Here is a 22,711-nt window from a genome sequence, read left to right as displayed (position 1 = left end):
GCCTACCAGCCCAGGCCCAGGTGCAGCGGCAAATACACCGCCATGCCCGCGAGCATGGTGCCGAGCACGCCGCGGCGCCAGAAGTAGTAGGCGCCACCGACGACGGCCGCGTACAGGCGTGCGTCGTGCAGCGTGGTGATCAGGTGACCCTGGGTCATCACGATCTCGGGGGCGATCACGCCGGCCAGCGCCGCCGCCGGCGCGTAGTGCAGCGCACGGTGCGCCCAGTCCGGCAGGCCCCACGGCCGGTCGAGGATGAAGAAGAAGCAGCGCGTGAGCACCGTGACGAGGGCCAGTCCGGCGATCACGCCCAGCGTCCAGAGATCGGTGTCCCTCACTTGTCGTCCTCCGCGTCGGGGTCGAGCCCGAACTGCTTCTCCAGCCAGAAGCACAGCAGCACCGCGGCGCCGATGGCCACCACGATGTTGAGCTTGAGCGGCAGCGCATAGGCCGCGACCGCGGTGGCGCCGGCGATCAGCGCGGCCAGGATGCGCAGCGGCGTCGTCGCCATCGAGCAGACGATGGCCACCAGGCTCAGCACACCCGCGAAACCCAGGCCCCAGTTCTGCGGAATGAGGTTGGCCAGCGCAATGCCCAGGAGGCTCATGCCCATCCACGAGCACCAGGTCACGAAGTAGTTGCCGGTGAGGTAGGCCTCCTGCGACTGCTGCTCGGCAACGGTCGCCGGCGGCGCCGGGTACTGCCGGGTGAAGAGCGCGTAGCTCAGGTCCGCCGTCAGGTAGCCGTGCGTCATGCGGCGCCAGCGCGGCATGTGCATGAGGTAGGGCCGCAAATGCAGGCTGAAGACCACGAAGCGCAGGTTGACGCAGAAGCCGGTCGCCAGGATCACCCAGGCCGGCGCGCCCGCGAACAGCAACGGAATGGCCGCGAGCTGGGAGCTGCCCGCGTACACGAACAGCGTCATGACCACCGCCTCGACCACACTCATGTTCGACTTGACCATCGCCACGCCGGTCATCAGCCCCCAGGCGCCGATGCCCAGTGCGGCCGATGACATGTCGCGGATGCCCTTGCGGAACTCGGGGCGCCGGCGGATGGCTTGCGAAAGAAACATCAGCCGAATACCTGCCCGGCCTTCAGGTCGAAGCCGCGCAGGAAATCGGCCACGGGCAGGCGCTTGCCGCCCGGACGCTGGAGCTCGGTGAGCATCACGCCGGCATCGCCAGCGGCCACTGCGACGCCGGTGTCGGCAACGGACAGGATCGTGCCGGGCGCGGCCGGCGCTGCGGCGGGCACCGCGTGCGCGGTCCAGAGCTTGATGGTTTCGCCGTCGAGCGGGCTGTTGGCGCCGGGGAACGGATCGAAGGCCCGGATGCGCCGGACGATGGCGTCGGCGGGCTGGGTCCAGTCGATCTGTGCCTCGTGCTTTTCGACCTTGTTGGCGTAGGTGACGCCTTCGGCGGGCTGCGGCGTGCGCACGAGGCTGCCGAGATTCGCCAGGGCCCGGACGATCATCCGGCCGCCCAGTTCGGCCAGGCGGTCGTGCAGGCGGGCTGTGTTGTCGGCACCGACGTCCACGGCTTCGCGCAGCAGCATGTCGCCGGTGTCCAGGCCCGCATCCATCTGCATGATGGTGATGCCGGTCTCTGCATCGCCGGCCTCGATGGCGCGGTGGATCGGCGCGGCGCCTCGCCAGCGCGGCAGGAGGCTCGCGTGGATGTTCAGGCAGCCGTGCTTCGGCAGGTCGAGCACCCATTGCGGCAGGATGAGCCCGTAGGCGGCGACCACCATCACATCGGGCCGGGCCCGTTCGAGGGCATCGCGGCCGATGGCGGCCTCGTCGGGGTACTTGCCGTCCAGCCGCAGGCTCCGCGGCTGGGCCACCGGCCAGCCGTTGGCGACCGCGCACTGCTTGACGGGGGAAGCCTGCAGTTTCATGCCGCGGCCCGCGGGCCGGTCGGGCTGGCTCAGGACCAGCACAACCTCATGGCCGGCGGCGGCGATGGCCTCCAGCGCGACGCGCGCAAACTCGGGCGTGCCCGCAAAAGCGATCTTGAGCCGGCTCAATCCCGGATCCGTTCGAATTCGAGGTCATCCCCCGTGTGATAGCGACGGACCACGCCGGTCGGGTCTATATAGATATAGAGCATGCGGCGCTCGTTCACTGCCTTGTAGCGCCAGGTCCAGACGACGCCGTCGAAGGAGCTGACGCGGTCGGTCTGGTACGGCCGGCCGTAAAACGCCATCACATCGTTCTGGCGCCACTGGTTGACCTTGATGTCGTAGCCGAAGCGCGCCTCGTTGAGCACCTGCGTCACCGAGACAACCTTGCCCGAGGCGTCCACGTCGATGTCGGTGACCTCGAAGCCAGCGGGCATGCGCGAATACTGCAGGCGCTCGCCGCCGCCGGTCAGCGGGTAGCGGCCGGTGGGCGTGCCCAGGCGCTGCAGGGTTTCGGCGGCGGTGGTGCCGGGCTTGATGCGGGTGGGCTCGCTGGCGCAGCCGGCGATCGCTACGAGAACCGCCAATGCCGCGAGGGAGCCGAAGCTGCGCAAGGTCATGGGGGTTCAGGCCCGCTCGCGCATTTCTTCGCGTTGCTGCTTGAGCAGCTTGCTCTTGATGCGGTTGCGCTTCAGCGGAGAGAGGTATTCGACGAACACCTTGCCCAGCAGGTGGTCGAGTTCGTGCTGGATGCACACGGCCAAGAGGCCTTCGGCCTCGATGGTGCGCATTTCACCGTTCTCGTCGAGCGCCTGGACCTTCACCGAAGTGGAGCGCATCACGCCGTCGTAGATGCCCGGCACCGAGAGGCAGCCCTCTTCATTGAGCACCTTTTCGTCGCTGGCCCAGGTGATTTCGGGGTTGATCAGCACGATCGGTTTGTTGCGCTCCTCGGACACATCGATGACGACGAGCCGCTCGTGCACGTCGACCTGGGTCGCTGCCAGGCCGATGCCTTCGGCGTCGTACATGGTCTCCAGCATGTCCGCAACCAGGGCCTTGATGCGCGCATCGACGCCCTGCACCGGCTTGGCCACCGTGTGCAGGCGCTTGTCCGGGTAACTCAGAATGATTCGTTTGGCCATGAAATCGGGGGGAAGTTGTGGCTATTTTCGCCAATTCCGCGACGCGAAGCGCCCTGCGGGCCTGAAAACGTTGCCCTCCCAAGGGCTTCAGGCGCAGAATTCGTAGCAAATTGTGAGATTCGTATGCATCACGATACGTCGTGCGCTCACCCATCCAGACATGAAAAAGCTCAGATCCACCGAACGCCAGCGCTCCCATCTCTTCGCCACGCTGACCGCCCTGGCGGTCATCGGCAGTTGCGGCGCCACCACGGCCTGGGCTCAGAACTACCCCGTCACGCAGCAGCAGCGCGCCACGGCCCAGCAGACCGCCCAGGCGGGCGTTCCGCTGAGCGAGTTGTCGCCCAGGGCGCCCGACGAGTACACGGTCAAGCCCGGCGACACGCTCTGGGCCATCTCCCGCCTCTACCTGCTGCGCCCCTGGCGCTGGCCGGAACTGTGGGGCATGAACATCAATGAAATCGCCAACCCCCACCGCATCTACCCCGGCCAGGTCCTCTACCTGGACAAGAGCGGCGGCCGGGCGCGCCTGACCACCCGCCGCGGCGGTGTGAGCGGCGACGGCGGCACCATCAAGCTGTCACCGCGCACCCGTTTCGATTCGCTGGCCGGCATGGCCCTGCCCACGCTCAATCCGAGCCTGATCGAGCCGTTCCTCAGCGAGCCGATCGTGGTGGACGCCAACACGCTCGAAAGCGCGCCGCGCATCGTTGCCGGCAATGACAGCCGCGTGCTGCTGTCGCGCGGCGACCGCGCCTACGCCCGCGGCAATCCCGAGTCGCCGCTGGTCGAAGTGCCGGGCCCAGTGCAAAACTACCGCATCTTCCGCAACGCCACGCCGCTCAAGGACCCGGGCACGGGCGAAATCCTCGGCTACGAGGCCCAGTACCTGGGCAAGGCGCAGCTGCAGCGCGGCGAATCGACCACCATCGAGACGGTCGACGACAAGGACATCATCACGGTCGTCCCCGCCAGCATCGACATCGTGGCGTCGCGCGAGGAAATGCGCGCCGGCGACCGCCTGCTGCCCGAACCGCCGCGCCAGCTGCTGAGCTACGCGCCGCGCGCGCCCTCGACGCAGGTCGACGGCCGGATCATCTCGGTCTACGGCAACGCGGTGCAGTTCGCGGCGCAGAACCAGGTGGTGGCCATCAACAAGGGCACGCGCGACGGCATCGACAGCGGCCACGTGCTGGCCATCCTGAAGAACGGCGAAACCATCGTCGACCGCACCGGCGCGCGCAAGGAAACCATCAAGCTGCCGAACGAACGCATCGGCCTGCTGATGGTGTTCCGCACCTTCGAGAAGGTGTCCTACGCCCTGGTGCTCGAGATCAACGACACTCCGAAGGCAGGCGACTTCCTCGTCAATCCCTGATCCGCTTTCTGGCCCCGTATTCGTTTGGAACGTGCAGAACTCGCAGGCTGGCTGCGACTTTCACTGACGCCGGGCATCGGCGACGGCACCGCGCGCAAGCTGCTTGCAGCCTTCGGCCTGCCTGAAGGGGTTTTCGCACAGAGCGATGCCGCGCTGCGGCAGGTCGTCAGCGCGGCGCAGGCGCAGGCGCTTCAACAGGCGCCCCATGCCCTCCAGGCGTCGATCGACCAGACCTGGCAGTGGTTGCAGACAACCGAGGACAACGGCGTCACCCGCCGCCTCGTGACGCTCGGCGATGCCGGCTACCCGAATTCGCTGCTCGAAATGACCGACCCGCCGCTGATGCTCTACATGCTCGGCGCCTCGGACTTCGATCTCACCCAATTGCAGAACAGCATCGCGGTCGTCGGCAGCCGCAATCCGACGCCGCAAGGCGCCACCAACGCGCGCAGCTTTGCGCGGGCGCTGGGCGATGCGGGGATGCCGGTGGTGTCGGGACTGGCGCTCGGCGTCGACGGCGCCGCGCACCAGGGTGCGCTCGATGCAGCCGGCGATGCGCCACGGCTCGCCACGGTGGCCGTGGTCGGCACGGGCCTCGACCGCGTGTACCCGGCGCGGCACCGCGACCTTGCGCACCGCATCACCTTGCAGGGCCTGATCGTGAGCGAGCTGCCGCTCGGCACGCCGCCCCTGACGCAGAATTTCCCGAAGCGCAACCGGCTCATCGCCGGACTCGCGCGCGGCACGCTGGTGGTCGAGGCGGCGCTGGCGTCGGGCTCGCTCATCACCGCGCGGCTCACCTCAGAACAGGGCAAGGAAGTGTTCGCGATCCCGGGTTCGATCCATTCACCGCAGTCGCGCGGCTGCCACGCGCTGATCCGCCAGGGTGCGAAGCTGGTCGAGTCGGTGGCCGACATCCTGGAGGAGTTGCCGCCCCTGCGCACGAACGGTGCCGCAAGCGCGGCGCACTCGAACGGACATGCCGGCAGCGACGCATCCGCTGCGGCGCATGAAGACCCGCTCCTCGACGCGCTCGGCTTCGAGCCCGTGAGCCTGGACGCGCTCAGTGCACGCACCGGCTGGAGCGCAGCGGCGCTGCAGGCCAGGATGCTCGAACTCGAACTGGACGGGCACATTTCACGCCTGCCCGGCGGGCTGTTCCAACGAATGGCATCCACTTAGCCTGTCCTGCACGTTCGTGGGCTATATTGGGCTCATGTTCGAAGTGCTTGTTTTTGTCTATGAAAACTATTGGCGCGGCGATGCCTGCCCCGAACCCGAACAACTGGGCCGCAAGCTCAGCGCGCACGGCTTCGAGGCAGAAGAGATTCGCGATGCCCTGCACTGGCTCGACGGCCTGAGCCTCGCAACGCAGGGCATGCAGCTGGAACTCGATGCCGACGACGATGCCACCGCCACGGTCACCTTCCGCGGCGCGACCGAAGCCTCCCTGCCCCAGTCGGACGACGCCATGCGCGTCTACTCCCAGTCCGAGCAGGAACACCTGGGCGCCGAATGCCTCGGCTTCATCCGCTTTCTCGAATCGTCGAATGTGCTGTCCTGCGGATTGCGCGAGATCGTGATCGAACGCGCGATGGCGGCGCCCGGGGACCCGGTGGCACTCGACGAACTCAAGATCATCGTGCTGATGGTCCACTGGAGCACCGGCATCGAGCCCGATGCATTGGTGCTCGACGAGCTCTGCGAAAGCCGCGAAGGCCGCATCGCGCACTGAGCCCGCCGCGTCGGCTGGCTAATTCAGCAACCGCTCCGGATTCGCATCGAGCTTCGCCAGCGCCTCGCGCGTGGCGCGCACCGTGAGCGTTTCTTCCTCGGCCGGCACCAAGAGGCCCGCCTGCAGATACGTTGCCAGCCGACCCGCCTGGATCAGGAAGCTGCGGCCGTCCGCCGTGGCGAACAGGTGCAGTTGCTTGCGATCGCTGCGCCAGACGAACTGGACCTGGCTCACGCGATCATTGTGGTCCAGCATGAACCAGTTGCCCACTTGCAGTTCGTGCGCCCAGGCCAGCATGTCCTCGGGCACCTGCACGCCGGCGAGATCCGGCACCACCTCGATCGAGGCCGCGTCCACGCCCAGCAGCAGTTCGATGCTGTGGGCGTCGAGCGGCAGGTCGGCGGTGCCGCCGATGTCGCTCACGAAATCTTCCAGGTGCGCGAGGCGCTCGGCCATGGCCTCGATCTTGGCCTGCGGGATCGCCTCGGTCTTCGAGAGGAACGCGTCGGATAGCGTGGCGCCGATGGTCTTGATGTGCGCTTCCTGCGGCTCGTCGACGATGCCCAGCAGCGCCATGCCCTGGCGCAGGCGCTGCAGCAGCTGCGGCAGGTCCTGAATGACGCGTGCGCGGTCGGTGCGGTTGGGCTTGGCGCTCGCGGCCCAGACCAGCTCGGAGGCCACGCGCTTGAGCATGACCGTCTGCTCGCCCTGCGCGCCGTAGCGCAGCGCGGCAATCGCCAGCACCTCCGCCCAGACCTTGAACAGGAACTCGCGGATCTCGTCGCGCACCGGCATGTCGTTGAGCATCTTGCGCAACTCGATGGTGTACTGGATCGCCATCGTTTCCTTCTGCTCGACCTGCTGCGCGACGCTCATCACGCGCTGCGTGCTGTCGCTCTGCGTCAGGTAGCGGCTGAGGAACGCCACGAACTCGTCGAACACCAGCTTGAACACGCGCTGGCCCGTCTCGGGATACTGCTCGATCACCTGCACCACGCGGCGGATCTCGCCTTCGAGCGCGCTGCCGGTGATGGCCGCGGCGTCGAAGCCCATCACGCAGGAGCCCATGCGGTCGATCAGCATGCGCGCGGGATGCTGCAGCGTGCCGAAGAACTCGGGCTCCGCGATGGCCACGCGCAGCACCGGCATCTGCAGCCGCGCGAACCACACCCGCGCCGAGAACGGAATCCGCTCCTCGGCCAGGATCGCCTGGAACATGAGCGCGACGATTTCCACGGTGGCCTTGTCGGCGGTGGTGGGCGCGCGCTTCTTGAGTTCGGTGCTGCGCCGGCGCAGGTCGACCGCCGTCTGCTGGATGACCGTGTCCTGCTCGCCCGCTCCATCCATGAACTGCGTGGCGGCCATGCGGTAGGCCGCCTCGGCATCGGCGATGGCGCCGGCAAAGGTTCGGGAGAATGCACGCGGGGCCGTGATGCCGCCCCCGCCCGCGGGGCCGCTGCCGGGGCTGGTTGCGCGGCCTGCCGGTGCGGAGGCTGCGATCGAATTCGGGGCGGCGGCGGGGGTGGTGGTATCGCCACCGATGCGCGCCGAGACGAAGCGCTTGAGGTTCAGCAGCGCCGTCTGCGCGCGCTGCCGCGCGATCGTCAGCGGCGAGCCGCCGATCGTCGACGAAGGAACCGTCATCGGAACGGAAGCCGGCTGCTGCGCCTGGGCGCCGAAGCCGGTGCGATGCTGGCCGCCGGTGGCCGCCATCGGGCCAGTCGCCGAAGCGGCTTCGCCCGAGAGCGAGGTATTGAAGCCACCGTTGTTGCCGCCGCCGCCGGCATTGCCGGTGCGCCGCACGAAGCTCTTGAGGTCGATCTCCTGCATCACGCCGTTGGCGATCAGGAAGGCATTGGCGCTCTCGTAGGCCTTGACGATCACCTCGAGCAACTGGTGCTGAACCGTGTCCTGCACCCGGCCCCAGAGTTCGCGGCTCAGGCCGGCCGCCAGCCACTGCTCCACCAGCAGCCTGGCCAGCGTCTCGGGCTTGAGCACGTCCTTCGCATCGAGCTCGCTCGTGCCTTCCAGGTGCTGGATGCGCAGGCGCAGGTCGCTGAGTTCGAAGCTCGCCTTGTCGTGGATCACCTGCGCGAGGCGCGAGGCGAGGATGTTGGATTCGACCACCTCGTCGCCGATCAGCTCGAGCCGCAGCGCCGTGGGAAAGGCCGTCAATCCGCCGGTTGGCGCAGAGGCGCTCAGCGCCTTGCGCCAGCTGGCCTGGGAGAGCGTGACCCATTGCGTGGCCTGGCCCTGGAACGCCACGAAATCGTCGCGGTGCTCCTGCATGGCGCGGGCATTGCCCACCTCGGAAGCCAGTTGCGTCAGCCGGTCGCGGATGGCGTGGGCCAGCGGGATGATGGCCCCCTCGGTGGCCAATACGAAACGCTCACGCGTCTCGCGTGCGAGCTGCTGGGAAGAGGCGGACCGCGCAGTGCTCATTGAAGGATCGGGAAGGCCAGTGGGAACTGTTCGTCGGCAACAACCGCGAGCTTGCATCGGGAATCGCCACCGCACAAGTGTGGACAGTGCCCGGCGTTGCCTGCGAACAGCGGTGCGGCCTTGCCGCCCGCTTTGTCGAACCCCGAAGTATCCGTCAGACCACGGCGCCGGCGTTGGGGTCGTCTTCGGACTCGCCGTCGCGCTTGGTCGGGCCGCCCTTGATCAGGTCTTCGCGCTTCACGCCCAGCCACATCGCGATGGCAGCGGCCACGAAGCACGAGGAATAGATGCCGAAGCAGATGCCGATGGTCAGCGCCAGGGCGAAGTAATGCAGCGTCGGGCCGCCGAAGAAGAACATCGACAGCACCACCAGCTGCGTGGAGCCGTGCGTGATGATCGTGCGGCTGATGGTCGAGGTGATCGCGCTGTCGATGACTTCGGCCGTCGTCAGCTTCCGGTAGCGGCGGAAGTTCTCGCGCACCCGGTCGAAGATCACGACCGACTCGTTCACCGAGTAGCCCAGCACCGCCAGCACCGCCGCCAGCACCGCCAGCGAGAACTCCCACTGGAAGAAGGCGAAGAAACCCAGGATGATCACCACGTCGTGCAGGTTGGCCAGCACGGTAGCCAGCGCAAACTTCCATTCGAAGCGGAACGCCAGGTAGATCATGATGCCGATGACCACCATGGCGAGCGCCTTCAGGCCGTTGCTGGTGAGCTCGTCGCCCACCTGCGGACCGACGAACTCGTTGCTGCGCAGCTCCACCGTCGGCTCGACCGCCTTCAGGGCGCCGATCACCTGGTCGCTCTGCTGGGTCGAGGTCATGCCCTTGGCCACCGGCAGGCGGATCTGCACCGAGGTGCCGAAGCTCTGCACCTGCACCTCCTGGTAGCCCAGCTTGGCGACGACCTCGCGCACCTTGCCGACGTCGGCCGACTGCTTGTAGGCCACTTCCATCACCGTGCCGCCGGTGAACTCCACCGACAGGTGCAGCCCGCGATGGAACAGGAAGAACACGGCCAGCGCAAAGGTGACGAAGGAAACGATGTTCAGCACCAGCGCGTGGCGCATGAACGGGATGGTCTTGTGGATCCGAAAGAATTCCATGGCGGTCTCTTATTTGGTTTCGGCCACGACCATGGCATCGGTGCCATCGGTCTTTGGACGCCAGACCGTGCCGATCGACACGCTCTTGAGCTTCTTCTTCTGGCCGTACCAGAAATTCACCAGGCCCCGCGAGAAGAACACGGCCGAGAACATCGAGGTGACGATGCCGATGCAGTGCACCACTGCAAAGCCGCGCACCGGGCCCGAGCCGAAGGCCAGCAGCGCGATGCCCGCGATCAGCGTGGTCACGTTGGAATCGAGAATGGTGCCCCATGCGCGCTCGTAGCCCGCATGGATCGCCGCCTGCGGCGACGCCCCGTTGCGCAACTCTTCCCGCACGCGCTCGTTGATCAGCACGTTCGAGTCGATGGCCACGCCGATGGCCAGCGCCATGGCCGCAATGCCGGGCAGTGTGAGCGTGGCCTGCAGGATCGAGAGGATCGCCACCAGCAGCATCAGGTTGACCGCCAGCGCGATCGACGAGAACACGCCGAACAGCGCGTAGTAGAGGCACATGAACACCATGATCGCGGCGAAGCCGTACATCACGCTGTCGAAGCCCTTCTTGATGTTCTCCGCGCCCTGCGTCGGGCCGATGGTGCGTTCCTGGATGATTTCCATCGGCGCGGCCAGCGAGCCGGCGCGCAGCAGCAGCGCGAGGTCGTTGGCCTCGCTCACGGTCATCGCGCCGGAGACCTGGAAGCGGTTGCCGAGCTCGCCGTTGATCGAGGGAGCGGTGAGCACTTCGCCCTTGCCCTTCTCGAAGATCAGCATGGCCATGCGCTTCTTGTAGTTCTCGATGCTGACCTGCTTCATGATGTTGCCGCCCTTCGAGTCCATGGTCAGGTCGACCTTGGGCTGGTTGGTCTGCTGCTCGAAGCCGGGTTGCGCATCGGTGAGGTTCTCACCGGTGACCAGCACCTGCTTCTTCACGATCACGGCGCGGCCCGAGCGGTCGAGGAATTTCTCGGAGCCGAATGGCACCGGCCCCGTGCCTTGCTCGGCCGCGCGGCCTTCGGCGCTTTCGTCCACCAGGCGCATCTCGAGCGTGGCGGTGCGTCCGATGATCGTCTTGGCCTGGGCCGGGTCCTGCATGCCGGGCAGCTGCACGACGATGCGGTCGATGCCCTGCTGCTGGATCACCGGCTCGGCCACGCCGAGTTCGTTGATCCGGTTGTGCAGCGTGGTCACGTTCTGCTTGAGCGCCGCGTCCTGGAAGCGGCGCGCCGCTTCGGGCTTGATGCTGGCCACGATGCGCGACTCGGTGCCCTGCTGGCTCTCGACGGTGCTCAGGTCGGGCATCTGGTCCTGCAGGAGGCGCCGGGCGATCTCGAGGCTGGCGGCGTCGCGCAGCGTGATCTCGACGGTCTGCCCGTTGCGGTTCACCGCGCTGCCGCGCACCTTCTTGTCGCGCAGGGCCGCGCGGATGTCGCCGGCGAAGGACTCGGCCTTCTTGTCCAGCACGCCGCGCATGTCGACCTGCAGCAGGAAATCGACCCCGCCGCGCAGGTCCAGGCCCAGGTACATCGGGAAGGCATGCAGCGCAGTCAGCCAATGGGGCGAGCGCGACACGAGATTCAGCGCCACCACATAGGAGGCCTCGTCCGCGTTCGGCACCAGCGCCTGCTGCAGTGCATCGCGCGCCTTGATCTGGTCGTCGGTGGTGACGAAGCGCGCCCGCACGGCGGTCGGCTCGAGCGTCAGCAGGTCGGGCGCGAGGCCCGCCGCCTTGAGCACGCCCTCGACCCGGGCCTGCGTCGACGCATCGATCTTGATGGTGGACTTGGCCGCCGACACCTGCACCGCAGGCGACTCGCCGAAGAAATTGGGCAGGGCGTAGATGAGCCCCACGAGCAGCACGATCACGATGATCGAGTACTTCCAGACCGGGTAACGGTTCATGTGAAAAGCGCTTTTCAGAAACGGAACACGGCGTGAATTGGGGCCCTGCGCCGCAAAGCGCAAGGATCAGCTCACGCTTTTATTTGACGGCGCTCTTGGGCAGGACCTGCACCACAGCGCTGCGCTGGATCTTGATCTCGATGCCGTTGGCGATCTCGAGGCCGAGGTACTGGTCGCCGATCGAGGTGATCTTGCCGAGCACGCCGCCGGCCGTTGCGACTTCGTCACCCTTGGCCAGGGCTTCGATCATGGCGCGGGCTTCCTTCTGGCGCTTCATTTGCGGGCGGATCATGACGAAATACAGCACCACGAACATCAGCACCAGGGGCAGCATGCTGCCGAGCGAGGACAACATGTCGCCGCCGCCGGCGGCTGCGGGCGCGGTCTGGGCGAAAGCAGAGGAAATGAACAAGAGAGTCTCCAGCAGAGGGAAGAGAAGAAAGCGAGGGGAATGCGGGCCGGGCCTGCCATTCCATCTCTGGACGGCCACGCGAAAACGGGCCGCAAGTCAAAAGCTCGGCGGGGCTTGGCCGCGCACAGCACCGGGCATTGTATTCGGGGCGAAGCGGCCTTTTACCGGCTTATCCGGCGCGGCGGGGAGGGCTTTCCGGGTATCCGGCGCGGCCGTTCTTTGCTACGTTTTGAATAGCAAAGAGCGCCCATAGGGCGCTCTTCGAAGGCTGAAACCGCTGAAGAATCAGGCCGCCGCGCGCTGCCCCTGCGGGTTGCGCCACCTGGCCATCAGCTCGCTCCAGCGCGTACGCGCCGCCACCAGGTTGCGCTCCTTCACATGCCCGTAGCCGCGGATCTGCTCGGGCAGGCTCGCGATCTCCAGAGCCAGCGCGTGGTTGTCGGCGCGCAGCGCGCCGATCACCTCGTCGATGCTCGCGCGGTACTCGGTGATCAGCGCGCGCTCGGTCTTGCGCTCTTCGGTGCGGCCGAAGATGTCGAGCGCCGTGCCGCGCAGGCCCTTGAGCTTCGCGAGGAAGCGGAAGCCCGTGAGCATCCAGGGGCCGAACTTCTGCTTCTGCAACTGGCCCTTGGCGTTCTTCTTCGCAATGATGGGCGGCGCAAGGTGGTAGTTCAGCTTGTAGTCGCCTTCGAACATGCCTTCGACACGGTCGAGGAACGAACGGTCGGTGTGCAGGCGCGCGACTTCGTATTCGTCCTTGTACGCCATCAGCTTGAACAGGTAGCGCGCCACCGTTTCGGTGAGCGCCGTCTTGCCGGCCAGCGACGATTCCGCCTGCTGCACCTTGGCGACGAACTGCCTGTATTCCTCGGCGTAGGCGGCGTTCTGGTAGCCGGTCAGGAACTCGGCGCGGCGTGCCACCAGGATCTCGACGGTCTCGCGCTTCTTGAACTCGATGACCTGGCCCGGGCGCACGCGCTTTTGCAGTTCCTCGGGGCGAACGGCCGCCTGGCGGCCCCATTCGAAGGCGGTCTTGTTGTTCTCGATGGCCACGGCGTTGAGCTCGATGGCGCGCATCAGCGACTCGTGCGCCAGCGGGAGCCAGCCCTTTTGCCAGGCGTAGCCCAGGATCACCGGGTTGACGTAGATGCTGTCGCCCATCAGCGTGGTGGCGGCCGCATCGGCGTCGAAGGTGCCGATGCCGTCGATGCCCACGGCACGCGCGATCTCGGCGGCGCAGGCGTCTTCGGGGTTCTGCCAGTTGGCGTTGCGCACGAAGGCGGCCGTCGGCGAGCTGTGGCTGTTGAGCGCCACGTGCGTGCGCCCTTCGCGCATGCGCGCCATGGTTTCGCCGTTGACCGTGACCAGCGGATCGCAGGCCAGGATCAGGTCGGCCGCCGCGGTGCCGACGCGCGTGGTGCGGATGTCGTCCTGCGTGTCGCCGATGAGCACGTGGCTCCAGGTGGCGCCGCCCTTTTGCGCGAGGCCGGCCGCGTCCTGCGTGACGATGCCCTTGGCCTCGATGTGCGCGGCCATGCCGAGCAGCTGGCCGATGGTGATGACGCCGGTGCCGCCGACGCCCGCCACCACCACGCCCCAGACCTTGCCGCCGTCCAGCGACGGAATCACCGGCTCGGGCATCAGGCCGAACTCGGCGGGCGTGGCGCCCTTGCTCTTGCTCTTCTTCTTGAGCTGGCCGCCTTCGACGGTCACGAAGCTCGGGCAGAAGCCCTTCAGGCAACTCATGTCCTTGTTGCAGCTGCTCTGGTTGATGGTGCGCTTGCGGCCGAATTCGGTTTCCAGCGGCTCCACCGAGAGGCAGTTGCTCTGCACGCTGCAGTCGCCGCAGCCTTCGCACACCAGCTCGTTGATGACCACGCGCTTGGCCGGATCGACGGCCGTGCCCCGCTTGCGGCGGCGGCGCTTCTCGGTGGCGCAGGTCTGGTCGTAGATGATGGCCGTGGTGCCGGCCATGGCGCGGAACTCGCGCTGGATCTCGTCCAGCAGGTCGCGGTGCTTCACCTGCACGTGGTCGCCCGGAATCGAGACGCCCTCGTACTTCTCGGGCTCGTCGGTGACGATCACGACCTTCTTCGCGCCCTCGGCATGCAGGCTCTCCGCGATCTGCAGCACCGAGTGGCCTTCGGGGCGCTCGCCGACCTGCTGGCCGCCGGTCATCGCGACCGCGTCGTTGTAGAGGATCTTGTAGGTGATGTTCACGCCCGCCGCGATGCTCTGGCGAATGGCGAGCAGGCCGCTGTGGAAGTACGTGCCGTCGCCCAGGTTCGCAAAGATGTGCTGGTCGGTCGTGAAGGGCTGCTGGCCCACCCATGGCACGCCCTCGCCGCCCATCTGCGTGAAGCCGATGGTGGAGCGGTCCATCCAGGTCGCCATGAAGTGGCAGCCGATGCCGCCCATCGCGCGCGAACCTTCGGGCACCACGGTGCTGGTGTTGTGCGGGCAGCCCGAGCAGAACCACGGCTGGCGCGTGGCGTCGGCCACGCTGGTGGAGGCCTGCTGCACCACCATCGAGCGCTCCTTGGCTTCGAGGATGGCGAGTTGCGCGTCGATGCGCGCCGTCATGTCGGCGCCGGCCGCGGCCAGGAGGCCGGTCTTCTTGAGGCGCAGCGCGATCGCCTTGGCGATGAGCGCGGGGTTCAGGTCGGCGTTGGCGCGCAGCAGCGTGTGCGCGGTTGGGTTGGGCATCGACCATTCGCCGCCGGAGTAACCCTCGGCCGCGTGCACTTCGCCTTCGTCGAACTTGCCGACCACGTTGGGGCGCACGTCGGGGCGCCAGTTGTAGAGCTCTTCCTTGAGCTGGTATTCGATGACCTGGCGCTTCTCTTCGACCACCAGGATTTCCTGCAGGCCGGTGGCGAATTCGCGCGTGAGCTGCGCTTCCAGCGGCCACACCACGCCCACCTTGTGCAGGCGGATGCCCAGCTGGCGGCAGGCCGCGTCGTCGAGCCCCAGGTCCAGCAGCGCCTGGCGCGTGTCGTTGAAGGCCTTGCCGCTGGCCATGATGCCGAAGCGGTCGTTCGGACCTTGAATCACGTTGTGGTTCAGCCGGTTGGCGCGGATGTAGGCGAGCGCGGCGTACCACTTGTAGTGCATGAGCCGGGCTTCCTGCTCCAGCGCATGGTCGGGCCAGCGGATGTGCAGGCCGCCGGGCGGCATTTCGAAGTCGGTGGGAATGACGATCTCGACGCGCTCGGGGTCGATCATCGCCGTGGCGCTCGACTCCACGATTTCCTGGATCGTCTTCATGCCCGACCACACGCCCGAGAAGCGGCTCAGCGCAAAGGCGTGAATGCCCAGGTCCAGGATTTCCTGCACGCTGGTCGGAAAGAACACCGGTGTGCCGCAGGCCTTGAAGATGTGATCGCTCTGGTGCGCGGCCGTGCTGCTCTTGGAGATGTGGTCGTCGCCGGCGACCGCGATCACGCCGCCGAATTCGGTGGTGCCCGCCATGTTGGCGTGCTTGAAGACATCGGAGCAGCGGTCCACGCCCGGGCCCTTGCCGTACCAGATGCCGAAGACGCCGTCGAACTTGTTGGTGCCGGCGGGCGAAAAGCCGAGTTGCTGGGTGCCCCAGAGCGCAGTGGCTGCCAGCTCTTCGTTCACGCCCGGCTGGAAGACGATGTTCTGTTCCTTGAGGAACTTGCTGGCTTTCCACAGCGCCTGGTCGTAGCCGCCGAGCGGGGAGCCGCGGTAGCCACTGATGAAGCCGGCGGTGTTCTTGCCGGCCTGCTTGTCGCGCAGCTGCTGCAGCATCGGCAGCTTCACGAGGGCTTGCACGCCGCTCATGAAGGCGCGGCCGTAGTCCAGGGAATACTTGTCGTCGAGCGTGACGGTCTCTAGCGCGCGGCGAATGTGCTCGGGCAGCGGGGCGTTCATGTTGTCTGTCTCCGTATTGGCAGGGCCTTGTGGGCCTGGCTGATTGGCTGTGGGTCTGTGCCCGGTAGGGCGCGAGCCCATGATCACGCAAAGTGTATGCCGGGGTCCGCGACAGGTGTTTGCGTTCTTTGCCCCGAAAAACCCGCTTCCAGAAAGAATCTTGCTTAATATCGGCCCTCATGGAAAGCATTGACAAGTTCGACCTCGCAATCCTGCAAGAACTGCAGGCCGACGGACGCCTCACGAATGCCGAGCTTGCGCAGCGCGTGGGGCTCTCGGCCGCGCCCTGCTGGCGCCGGGTGCGCGCGCTGGAGGAGTCCGGCTTCATCAAGGGCTACCGCGCCGAGATCGACCGCCACAAGATCGGGCTGGGCGTGCTCGCTTTCGTGCGCGTGGACACCGAGCGCGTCACCAACGAGGCCACGCGCAAGCTCGAAGACGCGATCCGCAAGATGCCCGAAGTGGTGGCCTGCCACTACATCAGCGGCACCGGCACCTTCGAGCTGCAGGTGGTGGCGCAGGACCTGAACGGTTTTTCGGCCTTCGCGCGGCAGCACCTGATGAACCTGCCGAATGTGAAGGACCTTCATACGAGCTTTTCGCTGGGGGAGGTGAAGGCGAGCAGTGCGTTGCCGCTGGGGCACCTGGCGAAGTAGCGGCGCGGCCAGTGTGCGAGCATCCGGCCATCACCGAGACAAGAAGAGGGAGCCGCATGAATCTCGACCCCAGCCGCCGGGCACTGGACCATCTGCAGCAAATCTGCCTGCTCACCGACGCCGAACACGCGGCCGCCACCAACGATCCGGAGCTACCCAACGCCCTGTTCCGCACCCCGGCCGAAGCGCTGGCCTGGGTCGTCGCCCGCGAGTTCGTTCCGCAAGCGCAACTCGCCGACCTCCCCGCCCGCGCCGCGCCAGGCCAGGAGAATGAAGCCCAGGCCATCGTCTCCGAAGCCACCGACCTCATCAGCGGCGAATTCCCCCTGCCGCCCTGGGCGCAACTGCACATCCGCCTGCTCGACCGCCGCGTGCACGACGGCGTCAGCGCCAACGCGCTCGATCAGTTGCTGAACCTGCAGTTGATCGACGCAGCGCAGCACGCCCACAGCCTCTCGATGCTGCCCACCCACCAGGAGGGCTGGGCCGCGCCCGACTCGCTGCCCGCCACGCTCGCCTGGACGGTGCTCCGGTCGGGCGCGCTGAGCGAGGACGAATTGAAGGCGCTGGCCGGCCGCACGTCGCACACCGACATCGTCGCGGACGCCATCGCCCGCATCGACGGCGCGAAGACCACGACGCGCGTGACGTCGACCTCGACGACGTTCTCGCTCGATTCGATGGACTTCAGCACCACGTCGTCTTCGTCGACGACTGCCTTGCCGTCCATGCCGTTCGCGGTGCCGCCGTCTTCCGCCTCGCAGACGCGAACGTTCACCTGGACGTCGTCCTCCACTTCAGGGCCTGCCCCGAGCCGCTGGAAGAACAAGTTGATCGGCGCCGTCGTGGTCGCGCTGATCGCGCTCTACCTCCTCTTCGGTCGCTGAAGCAGAAAGAAGCCAGATCAGCGCCGCTCGCCGCGGCTCGCCTCGCGCGTCGCGCGGAACTCCGACCCTTGTCCCCACTCGGGCCAGCGCTTGCTGTTCGCCAGCGTCTCGCCCACGCGATAAAGCAGCGGCAAGTCGTGCGCCATGCCGGTGAAGGACCAGTCGGCACGCCATTCGTCGGCCGGCTGGTGGTAGCGCTCGGCGGTGTAGGCCTTGGCGGACGCTTCGCCGGCGGCGAGGCCGCCCTCCACCCAATCGTTGCCTGAAGCGAACGACAGCGCCGGCACGCCGCGCTTGGCGAACGAGAAATGGTCGGAGCGGAAGAAGTAGCCGGCCTCAGGGTGCGGGTCCGGCGCGTAGGCGAGGCCAAAGCCCTTGGCCTGTTCGACCAGCAGATCCTGCAGCTGCGAGACGGCACTGCCCGAGGTGCTGAAGTTGCGTGCCGGGCCTTCGGGACTCAAGGCGTCCATGTTGATCACGGCCACGGTCTTCGCCAGCGGATACAGCGGCTTGGCGCCGTAGAACTCGGAGCCCAGCAGGCCGCGCTCCTCGGCGGTCACAGCAAGGAAGACGACGGAGCGCTCGGGCTTCTTCGGCGCGCTTGCGAAGGCCCGGCCCATCTCGATGAGCGCGGCGAGGCCGGTGCCGTTGTCGACCGCGCCGTTGTAGATCCTGTCGCCCTTGGCATCGGGCGCGCCCACGCCCAGGTGGTCCCAGTGGGCGCTGTAGATCACCGTTTCGCCGGGGCGCTTGCTGCCTTCGACGCGGCCGACCACGTTCTTCGAGACGATCACCTCGCGCGCTATCGCGTACTCGGCCGAGAAGCTCGCGTCCTTGAGCACTTGCGGCTGGAACTCGCGCGTCTGCGCGAGTTTCTTCTGCGCCTCGAAATCCAGGCCCGCGCGGCGCAGCAGCTCGACCGCCACGTCGCGCTGGATCCAGGCCTCCAGCTTCGGATGCACCGCGGCGGGCTGATCGCGCTCGATGTCGAGCATGGTCGCGGTGTTGGAGTTCTTGACCGTGGCCCAGCCATAGGCGGCGGGCGCGGTCTCGTGCACGATCAGCACGCCCAGTGCGCCGCGACGCGCGGCCTCCTCGAACTTGTAGGTCCAGCGGCCGTAGTAGGTCATCGCCTTGCCGCCGAAGTCGCCACTGACGCCATCACCAGCTTCGAAGTCGGGGTCGTTCACCAGGACCACGGCGATCTTGCCCTTGAGGTCGACGCCCTTGTAGTCGTCCCAGCGCCGTTCAGGCGCGCTCACGCCATAGCCCACGAAGACCAGCGGCGCCTGCTGGATCGAGACGGACGTCGAGCCGTCGAGCGCGGCGCGCACCGCGATCTGCTCGCCCTGCACCAGCGCATCGCGCTGCGTGCCGACCTGCAGCGTGAGTTGCGGCGTGCCGCGGAACTCGGTCTTCACCAGCGGCACCGACTGCGTCCAGCCGCGCTTGCCGCCTTCGAGGTCTCCGCCGGGCACGAGGCCTGCGGCCTTGAACTGGGCGACGAGATAGTCGACCGTCCTGGCCTCCGCCGCCGTGGCCGGCGCGCGGCCCTCGAAGTCGTCGCCCGAGATGGTCTTCACGATCTGCGACAGGCGCTGCGGATCAAAGCGCGGCGCCGGGTCGGCCGCCAGCGCGCCCGCGGTGCCGCATGCGAGGCCGATGCCGAAAAGAAGTGAAGAAAGGGCGAACCGCTGGGTCATGCGAGGCTCCTGGATGGGGATGCCCCGGATGCTAGTCAGCAAGCCACGGTCGCCGCGCTATGCCCACGCGCTCTCCCGGAGAACCTTAGTTAGCGCGCGCCTGGCACGCTCCGTGCGGGTGGTGCGATAGCGCAAGCCTAAAATCCCCGCCCACCACATGCATCCCGCCACCGCGGACAAAGAGGACCCTCGAATGAACCCCATCCGCCGCGCCCTGGCTTCCGGCCTTGTTGGCCTTGCAGCCGCCACGCTCGCCTTCGGCGCCCAGGCCCAGACACCGAACCGCGAACTCGTCGTGGCCTCCAGCGCCACCTACGCGCCCTTCGCCTTCGAGAACAAGGACAAGCAGATCGTCGGCTTCGACATCGACATCATCAACGCCATCGCCAGGCAGCAGGGCCTGAAGATCAAGATCGTCAACACGCCCTTCACCGGCATCTTCGGCGCGCTGAACAACGGCGACGTCGACCTCGTGATCTCGGGCGTGACCATCAACGAGAAGCGAAAGCAGAGCTACGACTTCACGCCGCCGTACTTCGCGGCCCGCCAGCTGATCGCGCTGCCGAAGAACAGCAAGGTCACTTCGCTGAAGGACCTGGCCGGCAAGAAGATCGCGGTGGTGAGCGCTTCCACCGCCGACGACATCGCCTCGCGCGAGTTCGGCAAGACCAGCCCCGACATCCGCCGCTTCGAGAGCACGCCGCTCATCATTTCGGAGCTGGCCGGCGGCGGCGTGGATGCGGCCATGGGCGACAACGGCGTCATTGCCTATCGCGTGGCGCAGAACCCCGACCTGAAGACCGTCGACGACAAGTCCTTCCCCGAAGAAGGCTTCGGCATCGTCGTGAAGAAGGGCGACAAGGCGCTGCTCGACAAGCTCACCGCCGGCCTGGCCGCAGTGCGTGCCGACGGCAGCTACGTCACGATCTACAAGAAGTGGTTCAACAAGGACCCGAACGTGCGCTGAGCCGCACGGCACCTGTGACCCGATCACGGCCGCCCTCGAAGCGGCCGTTTGTTTTTTCGAGAGTGATGACGCGAAGGCGATGAATATGGAGCAACCGATCCTTCTCTTTGGATGGTTCCGCTGGGACATCCTGGTCGAATACAAGGACCTGTTCTGGCAAGGCGCCTGGATGACGCTGCGCATGACGGTGGTGTGCGTGCTGCTGGGTTCGAGCTGGGGCCTGTGCCTGGCGCTCGCGCGCCTGGCGCAGCCGCGCCATGCGCCATGGACCTGGGTCGCGCGCTTCTTCCTGCGTTGGCCGGCCACGGTGTACGTGAGCTTCTTCCGGGGCACGCCGCTGTTCGTGCAGATCCTGCTCATCCACTTCGCGGTGATGCCGGTGTTCATCCATCCGACCAGCGGCATCCTCATCGACGGTGAGCTCGCGCGCACCTTGAAGCAGGAGCACGGCGCGCTCATCTCGGGCGTGGTGGCGCTCACGCTCAACTCGGCGGCATACATCTCGGAGGTGTTCCGCGCGGGCATCCAGTCGATCTCTCGCGGGCAGTTCGATGCGGGCCGCTCGATCGGTTTCTCGCCCGCGCAGGTGATGCGCTACGTGGTGCTGCCGCAGGCCTTTCGGCGCATGCTGCCGCCGCTGGGCAACAACGCGATCGCGCTGCTGAAAGACACCTCGCTGGTCTCCGCCATCGGCCTGGCCGAGCTGGCCTACGCGGCACGCACCGTGGCCGGTGCGTATGCGCGCTACTGGGAGCCGTACCTGGCGATCTCGGTCGTCTACTGGGTCATGACGCTGGTGCTGACGACGATGCTGCGACGACTCGAACACCGCCTCGCCCGCAGCGACCGCGGTTGAAGCAAAAAAACCGCGCGCCACAATAGCGCCACATGCCACCCATAACGACCGAAGAGACACCCCTTCCGCCCACGCGGCCGCAACCCTCGAAGTTCGCGGCGCTCGAGCCCCTGAAGCTCCCCGTGTTCCGCATGCTGTGGAGCACCTGGCTCATCGCCAACATCTGCATGTGGATGAACGATGTGGCCGCGGCGTGGATGATGACCTCGCTGACCACCTCGCCGATCTGGGTCGCGCTGGTGCAGTCGGCTTCCACGCTGCCCGTCTTCCTGCTGGGCCTTCCGAGCGGTGCGCTCGCCGACATCCTCGACCGCCGGCGCTGGCTGGTGGCCACGCAGTTCTGGCTGGCCGGCACGGCCATCGTGCTGTGCGCGGCGCTGGCGCTCGACCTGATGACCGCGCCGCTGCTGCTCGCGCTCACCTTCGCCAACGGCATTGGCCTCGCGCTGCGCTGGCCGGTGTTCTCGGCCATCGTGCCCGAGCTGGTGCCGCGCCCGCAGCTGCCGGCGGCGCTGGGGCTGAACGGCATCGCGATGAACGCCTCGCGCATCATCGGCCCGCTCACGGCCGGCATGCTGATCGCGAGCGCGGGAACCATCTGGGTGTTCGCGCTCAATGCGGTGCTGTCGGTGGCTTCGGGCTTCGTGGTGCTGCGCTGGCGGCGCGAGCACACGCCCAATCCGCTGGGGCGCGAAAAGCTCATCAGCGCGATGCGCGTAGGCGTGCAGTTCGTGCGGCAGTCGCAGCGCATGCGGGCGGTGCTCACGCGCATTTCGATCTTCTTCTTCCACTCGACGGCGCTGCTCGCATTGCTGCCGCTGCTGGCGCGCAACTTGAAGGGCGGCGATGCGGGTACCTTCACGCTGCTGCTGGCCGCGATGGGCTCGGGCGCGATCGTCGCGGTGCTGTTCTTGCCGCGGCTGCGCCAGGCACTGGGGCGCGACCAGCTGGTGCTGCGCGGCACGCTGCTGCAGTCGGGCGCCACGGCCGTGATGGCCTTTGCGCCCAATGCCTGGGTCGCGGTGCCGGCGATGTTCTTCGGCGGCATGGCGTGGATCACGGTGGCCAATTCGCTCTCGGTGTCGGCGCAGCTCGCATTGCCCGACTGGGTGCGGGCGCGCGGCATGTCGATGTACCAGATGGCCATCATGGGCGCGAGCGCGATTGGCGCGGCGATCTGGGGCCAGGTGGCGACCGTCACGGCGCTGAACCTGAGCCTCGCGGTGGCCGCCGTGAGCGGCACGCTGTTGATGCTCCTGGCCCTGCGCTTCGTGACCGACGTGACCGGCGAGGACGACACCAGCCCCGCCGAAGCCGGCTGGGCCGCCGGCCCACCGGCCGAGGCGCCGCAGGAAGAAGGCCGCGTGGTGATCACGGTCGAATACCTGATCGAGCCGGCGCGCGCCGCGGCCTTCCACATCGTCATGCAGCAGACGCGCCGCGCGCGCCTGAGCCAGGGCGCCATCGGCTGGGAGCTGCTGCACGACATCGCGCAGCCCAGCCGCTACGTGGAGCAGATCGTGGACGAGACGTGGACCGACCACCTGCGCCGCTTCAATCGCGCGACGGCCAGCGACATGGCGCTGCGGGAGCGGCGGCTGGCGTTCCACATCGGCGAGACGCAGCCGGTGGTCACGCGGTACATCGTGCGGCGCTGAGGGCGCCTGGATTCATCCAGCTCGTCTGATTTGCCGCACGGGCAAACCGATTGCCTCAGGCGT

General features: G+C 67.2%; 19 protein-coding genes. 8 read left to right on the top strand and 11 right to left on the bottom strand.

Annotation, left to right across the window (positions count from 1 at the left end):
* Positions 1–2: 2 nt before the first annotated feature.
* Genes M2282_RS12385 through def form a run of 5 tightly spaced genes read right to left on the bottom strand, consistent with a single transcriptional unit; the run spans position 3 to position 3,047 of the window.
* Positions 3–338 carry an AzlD domain-containing protein gene (locus tag M2282_RS12385; protein WP_280809080.1) on the bottom strand — a complete coding sequence of 112 codons (336 nt, stop codon included), beginning with the start codon at positions 336–338 and terminating at the stop codon, positions 3–5.
* On the bottom strand, positions 335–1,075 hold the full coding sequence (locus M2282_RS12380; protein ID WP_280809079.1) for an AzlC family ABC transporter permease: 741 nt from the start codon (positions 1,073–1,075) through the stop codon (positions 335–337). The genes M2282_RS12385 and M2282_RS12380 overlap by 4 nt, the downstream gene beginning before the upstream one ends.
* Positions 1,075–2,028 carry a methionyl-tRNA formyltransferase gene (gene fmt / locus M2282_RS12375; protein WP_280809078.1) on the bottom strand — a complete coding sequence of 318 codons (954 nt, stop codon included), beginning with the start codon at positions 2,026–2,028 and terminating at the stop codon, positions 1,075–1,077. Before fmt ends, M2282_RS12380 begins: the two co-directional genes overlap by 1 nt.
* Complete coding sequence (locus tag M2282_RS12370; protein ID WP_280809077.1) at positions 2,025–2,522, bottom strand: hypothetical protein; 498 nt, start codon at positions 2,520–2,522, stop codon at positions 2,025–2,027. Before M2282_RS12370 ends, fmt begins: the two co-directional genes overlap by 4 nt.
* A gap of 6 nt (positions 2,523–2,528) precedes the next feature.
* A complete protein-coding gene (def, locus tag M2282_RS12365; RefSeq protein WP_280809076.1) occupies positions 2,529–3,047 on the bottom strand; it encodes a peptide deformylase in 519 nt (172 codons plus the stop codon).
* A 160-nt stretch (positions 3,048–3,207) separates the two neighbouring features.
* Between def and M2282_RS12360 the strand changes: the two genes are divergently transcribed.
* Genes M2282_RS12360 through M2282_RS12350 form a run of 3 tightly spaced genes read left to right on the top strand, consistent with a single transcriptional unit; the run spans position 3,208 to position 6,160 of the window.
* Complete coding sequence (locus tag M2282_RS12360) at positions 3,208–4,425, top strand: LysM peptidoglycan-binding domain-containing protein (RefSeq protein ID WP_280809075.1); 1,218 nt, start codon at positions 3,208–3,210, stop codon at positions 4,423–4,425.
* A gap of 24 nt (positions 4,426–4,449) precedes the next feature.
* A complete protein-coding gene (gene dprA, locus M2282_RS12355) occupies positions 4,450–5,607 on the top strand; it encodes a DNA-processing protein DprA (RefSeq protein WP_280809074.1) in 1,158 nt (385 codons plus the stop codon).
* 34 nt (positions 5,608–5,641) lie between these two features.
* Complete coding sequence (locus M2282_RS12350) at positions 5,642–6,160, top strand: DUF494 family protein (protein ID WP_280809073.1); 519 nt, start codon at positions 5,642–5,644, stop codon at positions 6,158–6,160.
* Positions 6,161–6,178: 18 nt separating this feature from the next.
* On the opposite strand, the gene M2282_RS12345 is transcribed toward M2282_RS12350, so the two are convergent.
* The 5 genes from M2282_RS12345 to M2282_RS12325 all read right to left on the bottom strand — a co-directional run bounded on the left by M2282_RS12345 (position 6,179) and on the right by M2282_RS12325 (position 15,921).
* Positions 6,179–8,602 carry a DUF1631 family protein gene (locus M2282_RS12345; RefSeq protein ID WP_280809072.1) on the bottom strand — a complete coding sequence of 808 codons (2,424 nt, stop codon included), beginning with the start codon at positions 8,600–8,602 and terminating at the stop codon, positions 6,179–6,181.
* A 154-nt stretch (positions 8,603–8,756) separates the two neighbouring features.
* Positions 8,757–9,710 carry a protein translocase subunit SecF gene (gene secF, locus M2282_RS12340; RefSeq protein WP_280809071.1) on the bottom strand — a complete coding sequence of 318 codons (954 nt, stop codon included), beginning with the start codon at positions 9,708–9,710 and terminating at the stop codon, positions 8,757–8,759.
* Positions 9,711–9,719: 9 nt separating this feature from the next.
* Positions 9,720–11,612 (bottom strand): protein translocase subunit SecD, encoded by a 1,893-nt coding sequence (secD, locus tag M2282_RS12335; protein ID WP_280809070.1) that lies wholly within the window; start codon positions 11,610–11,612, stop codon positions 9,720–9,722.
* Between the two features lie 79 nt (positions 11,613–11,691).
* Entirely contained in the window at positions 11,692–12,024 is a 333-nt protein-coding gene (yajC, locus tag M2282_RS12330; RefSeq protein WP_280809069.1) for a preprotein translocase subunit YajC, read from the bottom strand.
* 285 nt (positions 12,025–12,309) lie between these two features.
* Positions 12,310–15,921 (bottom strand): indolepyruvate ferredoxin oxidoreductase family protein, encoded by a 3,612-nt coding sequence (locus M2282_RS12325; protein ID WP_280809068.1) that lies wholly within the window; start codon positions 15,919–15,921, stop codon positions 12,310–12,312.
* Positions 15,922–16,100: 179 nt separating this feature from the next.
* On the opposite strand from M2282_RS12325, the gene M2282_RS12320 reads away from it, so the two are divergent.
* The gene (locus tag M2282_RS12320) at positions 16,101–16,577 is read left to right on the top strand and encodes an Lrp/AsnC family transcriptional regulator (protein ID WP_280809067.1); all 477 of its coding nucleotides are present in this window, start codon (positions 16,101–16,103) and stop codon (positions 16,575–16,577) included.
* Positions 16,578–16,633: 56 nt separating this feature from the next.
* On the top strand, positions 16,634–17,464 hold the full coding sequence (locus M2282_RS12315; protein WP_280809066.1) for a hypothetical protein: 831 nt from the start codon (positions 16,634–16,636) through the stop codon (positions 17,462–17,464).
* Positions 17,465–17,481: 17 nt separating this feature from the next.
* Here M2282_RS12315 and M2282_RS12310 read toward each other — a convergent pair whose 3' ends face one another.
* A complete protein-coding gene (locus M2282_RS12310) occupies positions 17,482–19,167 on the bottom strand; it encodes a M28 family metallopeptidase (protein WP_280809065.1) in 1,686 nt (561 codons plus the stop codon).
* Between the two features lie 193 nt (positions 19,168–19,360).
* On the opposite strand from M2282_RS12310, the gene M2282_RS12305 reads away from it, so the two are divergent.
* The 3 genes from M2282_RS12305 (at position 19,361) to M2282_RS12295 (ending at position 22,648) form a co-directional block, all read left to right on the top strand.
* Positions 19,361–20,134: a basic amino acid ABC transporter substrate-binding protein gene (locus M2282_RS12305; protein ID WP_280809064.1), complete on the top strand. Its 774-nt coding sequence runs from the start codon at positions 19,361–19,363 to the stop codon at positions 20,132–20,134.
* An 85-nt stretch (positions 20,135–20,219) separates the two neighbouring features.
* Positions 20,220–20,990, top strand: coding sequence for an amino acid ABC transporter permease (locus M2282_RS12300; protein WP_257863214.1), 771 nt, complete (start codon positions 20,220–20,222; stop codon positions 20,988–20,990).
* 32 nt (positions 20,991–21,022) lie between these two features.
* On the top strand, positions 21,023–22,648 hold the full coding sequence (locus tag M2282_RS12295) for an MFS transporter (RefSeq protein WP_280809063.1): 1,626 nt from the start codon (positions 21,023–21,025) through the stop codon (positions 22,646–22,648).
* Positions 22,649–22,711 lie beyond the last annotated feature (63 nt).

The sequence above is a fragment of the Variovorax boronicumulans genome, from assembly GCF_029892485.1.
Taxonomy (GTDB): domain Bacteria; phylum Pseudomonadota; class Gammaproteobacteria; order Burkholderiales; family Burkholderiaceae_C; genus Variovorax; species Variovorax boronicumulans_B.
Note: the sequence above shows the minus strand (reverse complement) of the source record. Positions and strands in the feature narration are given on the sequence as shown.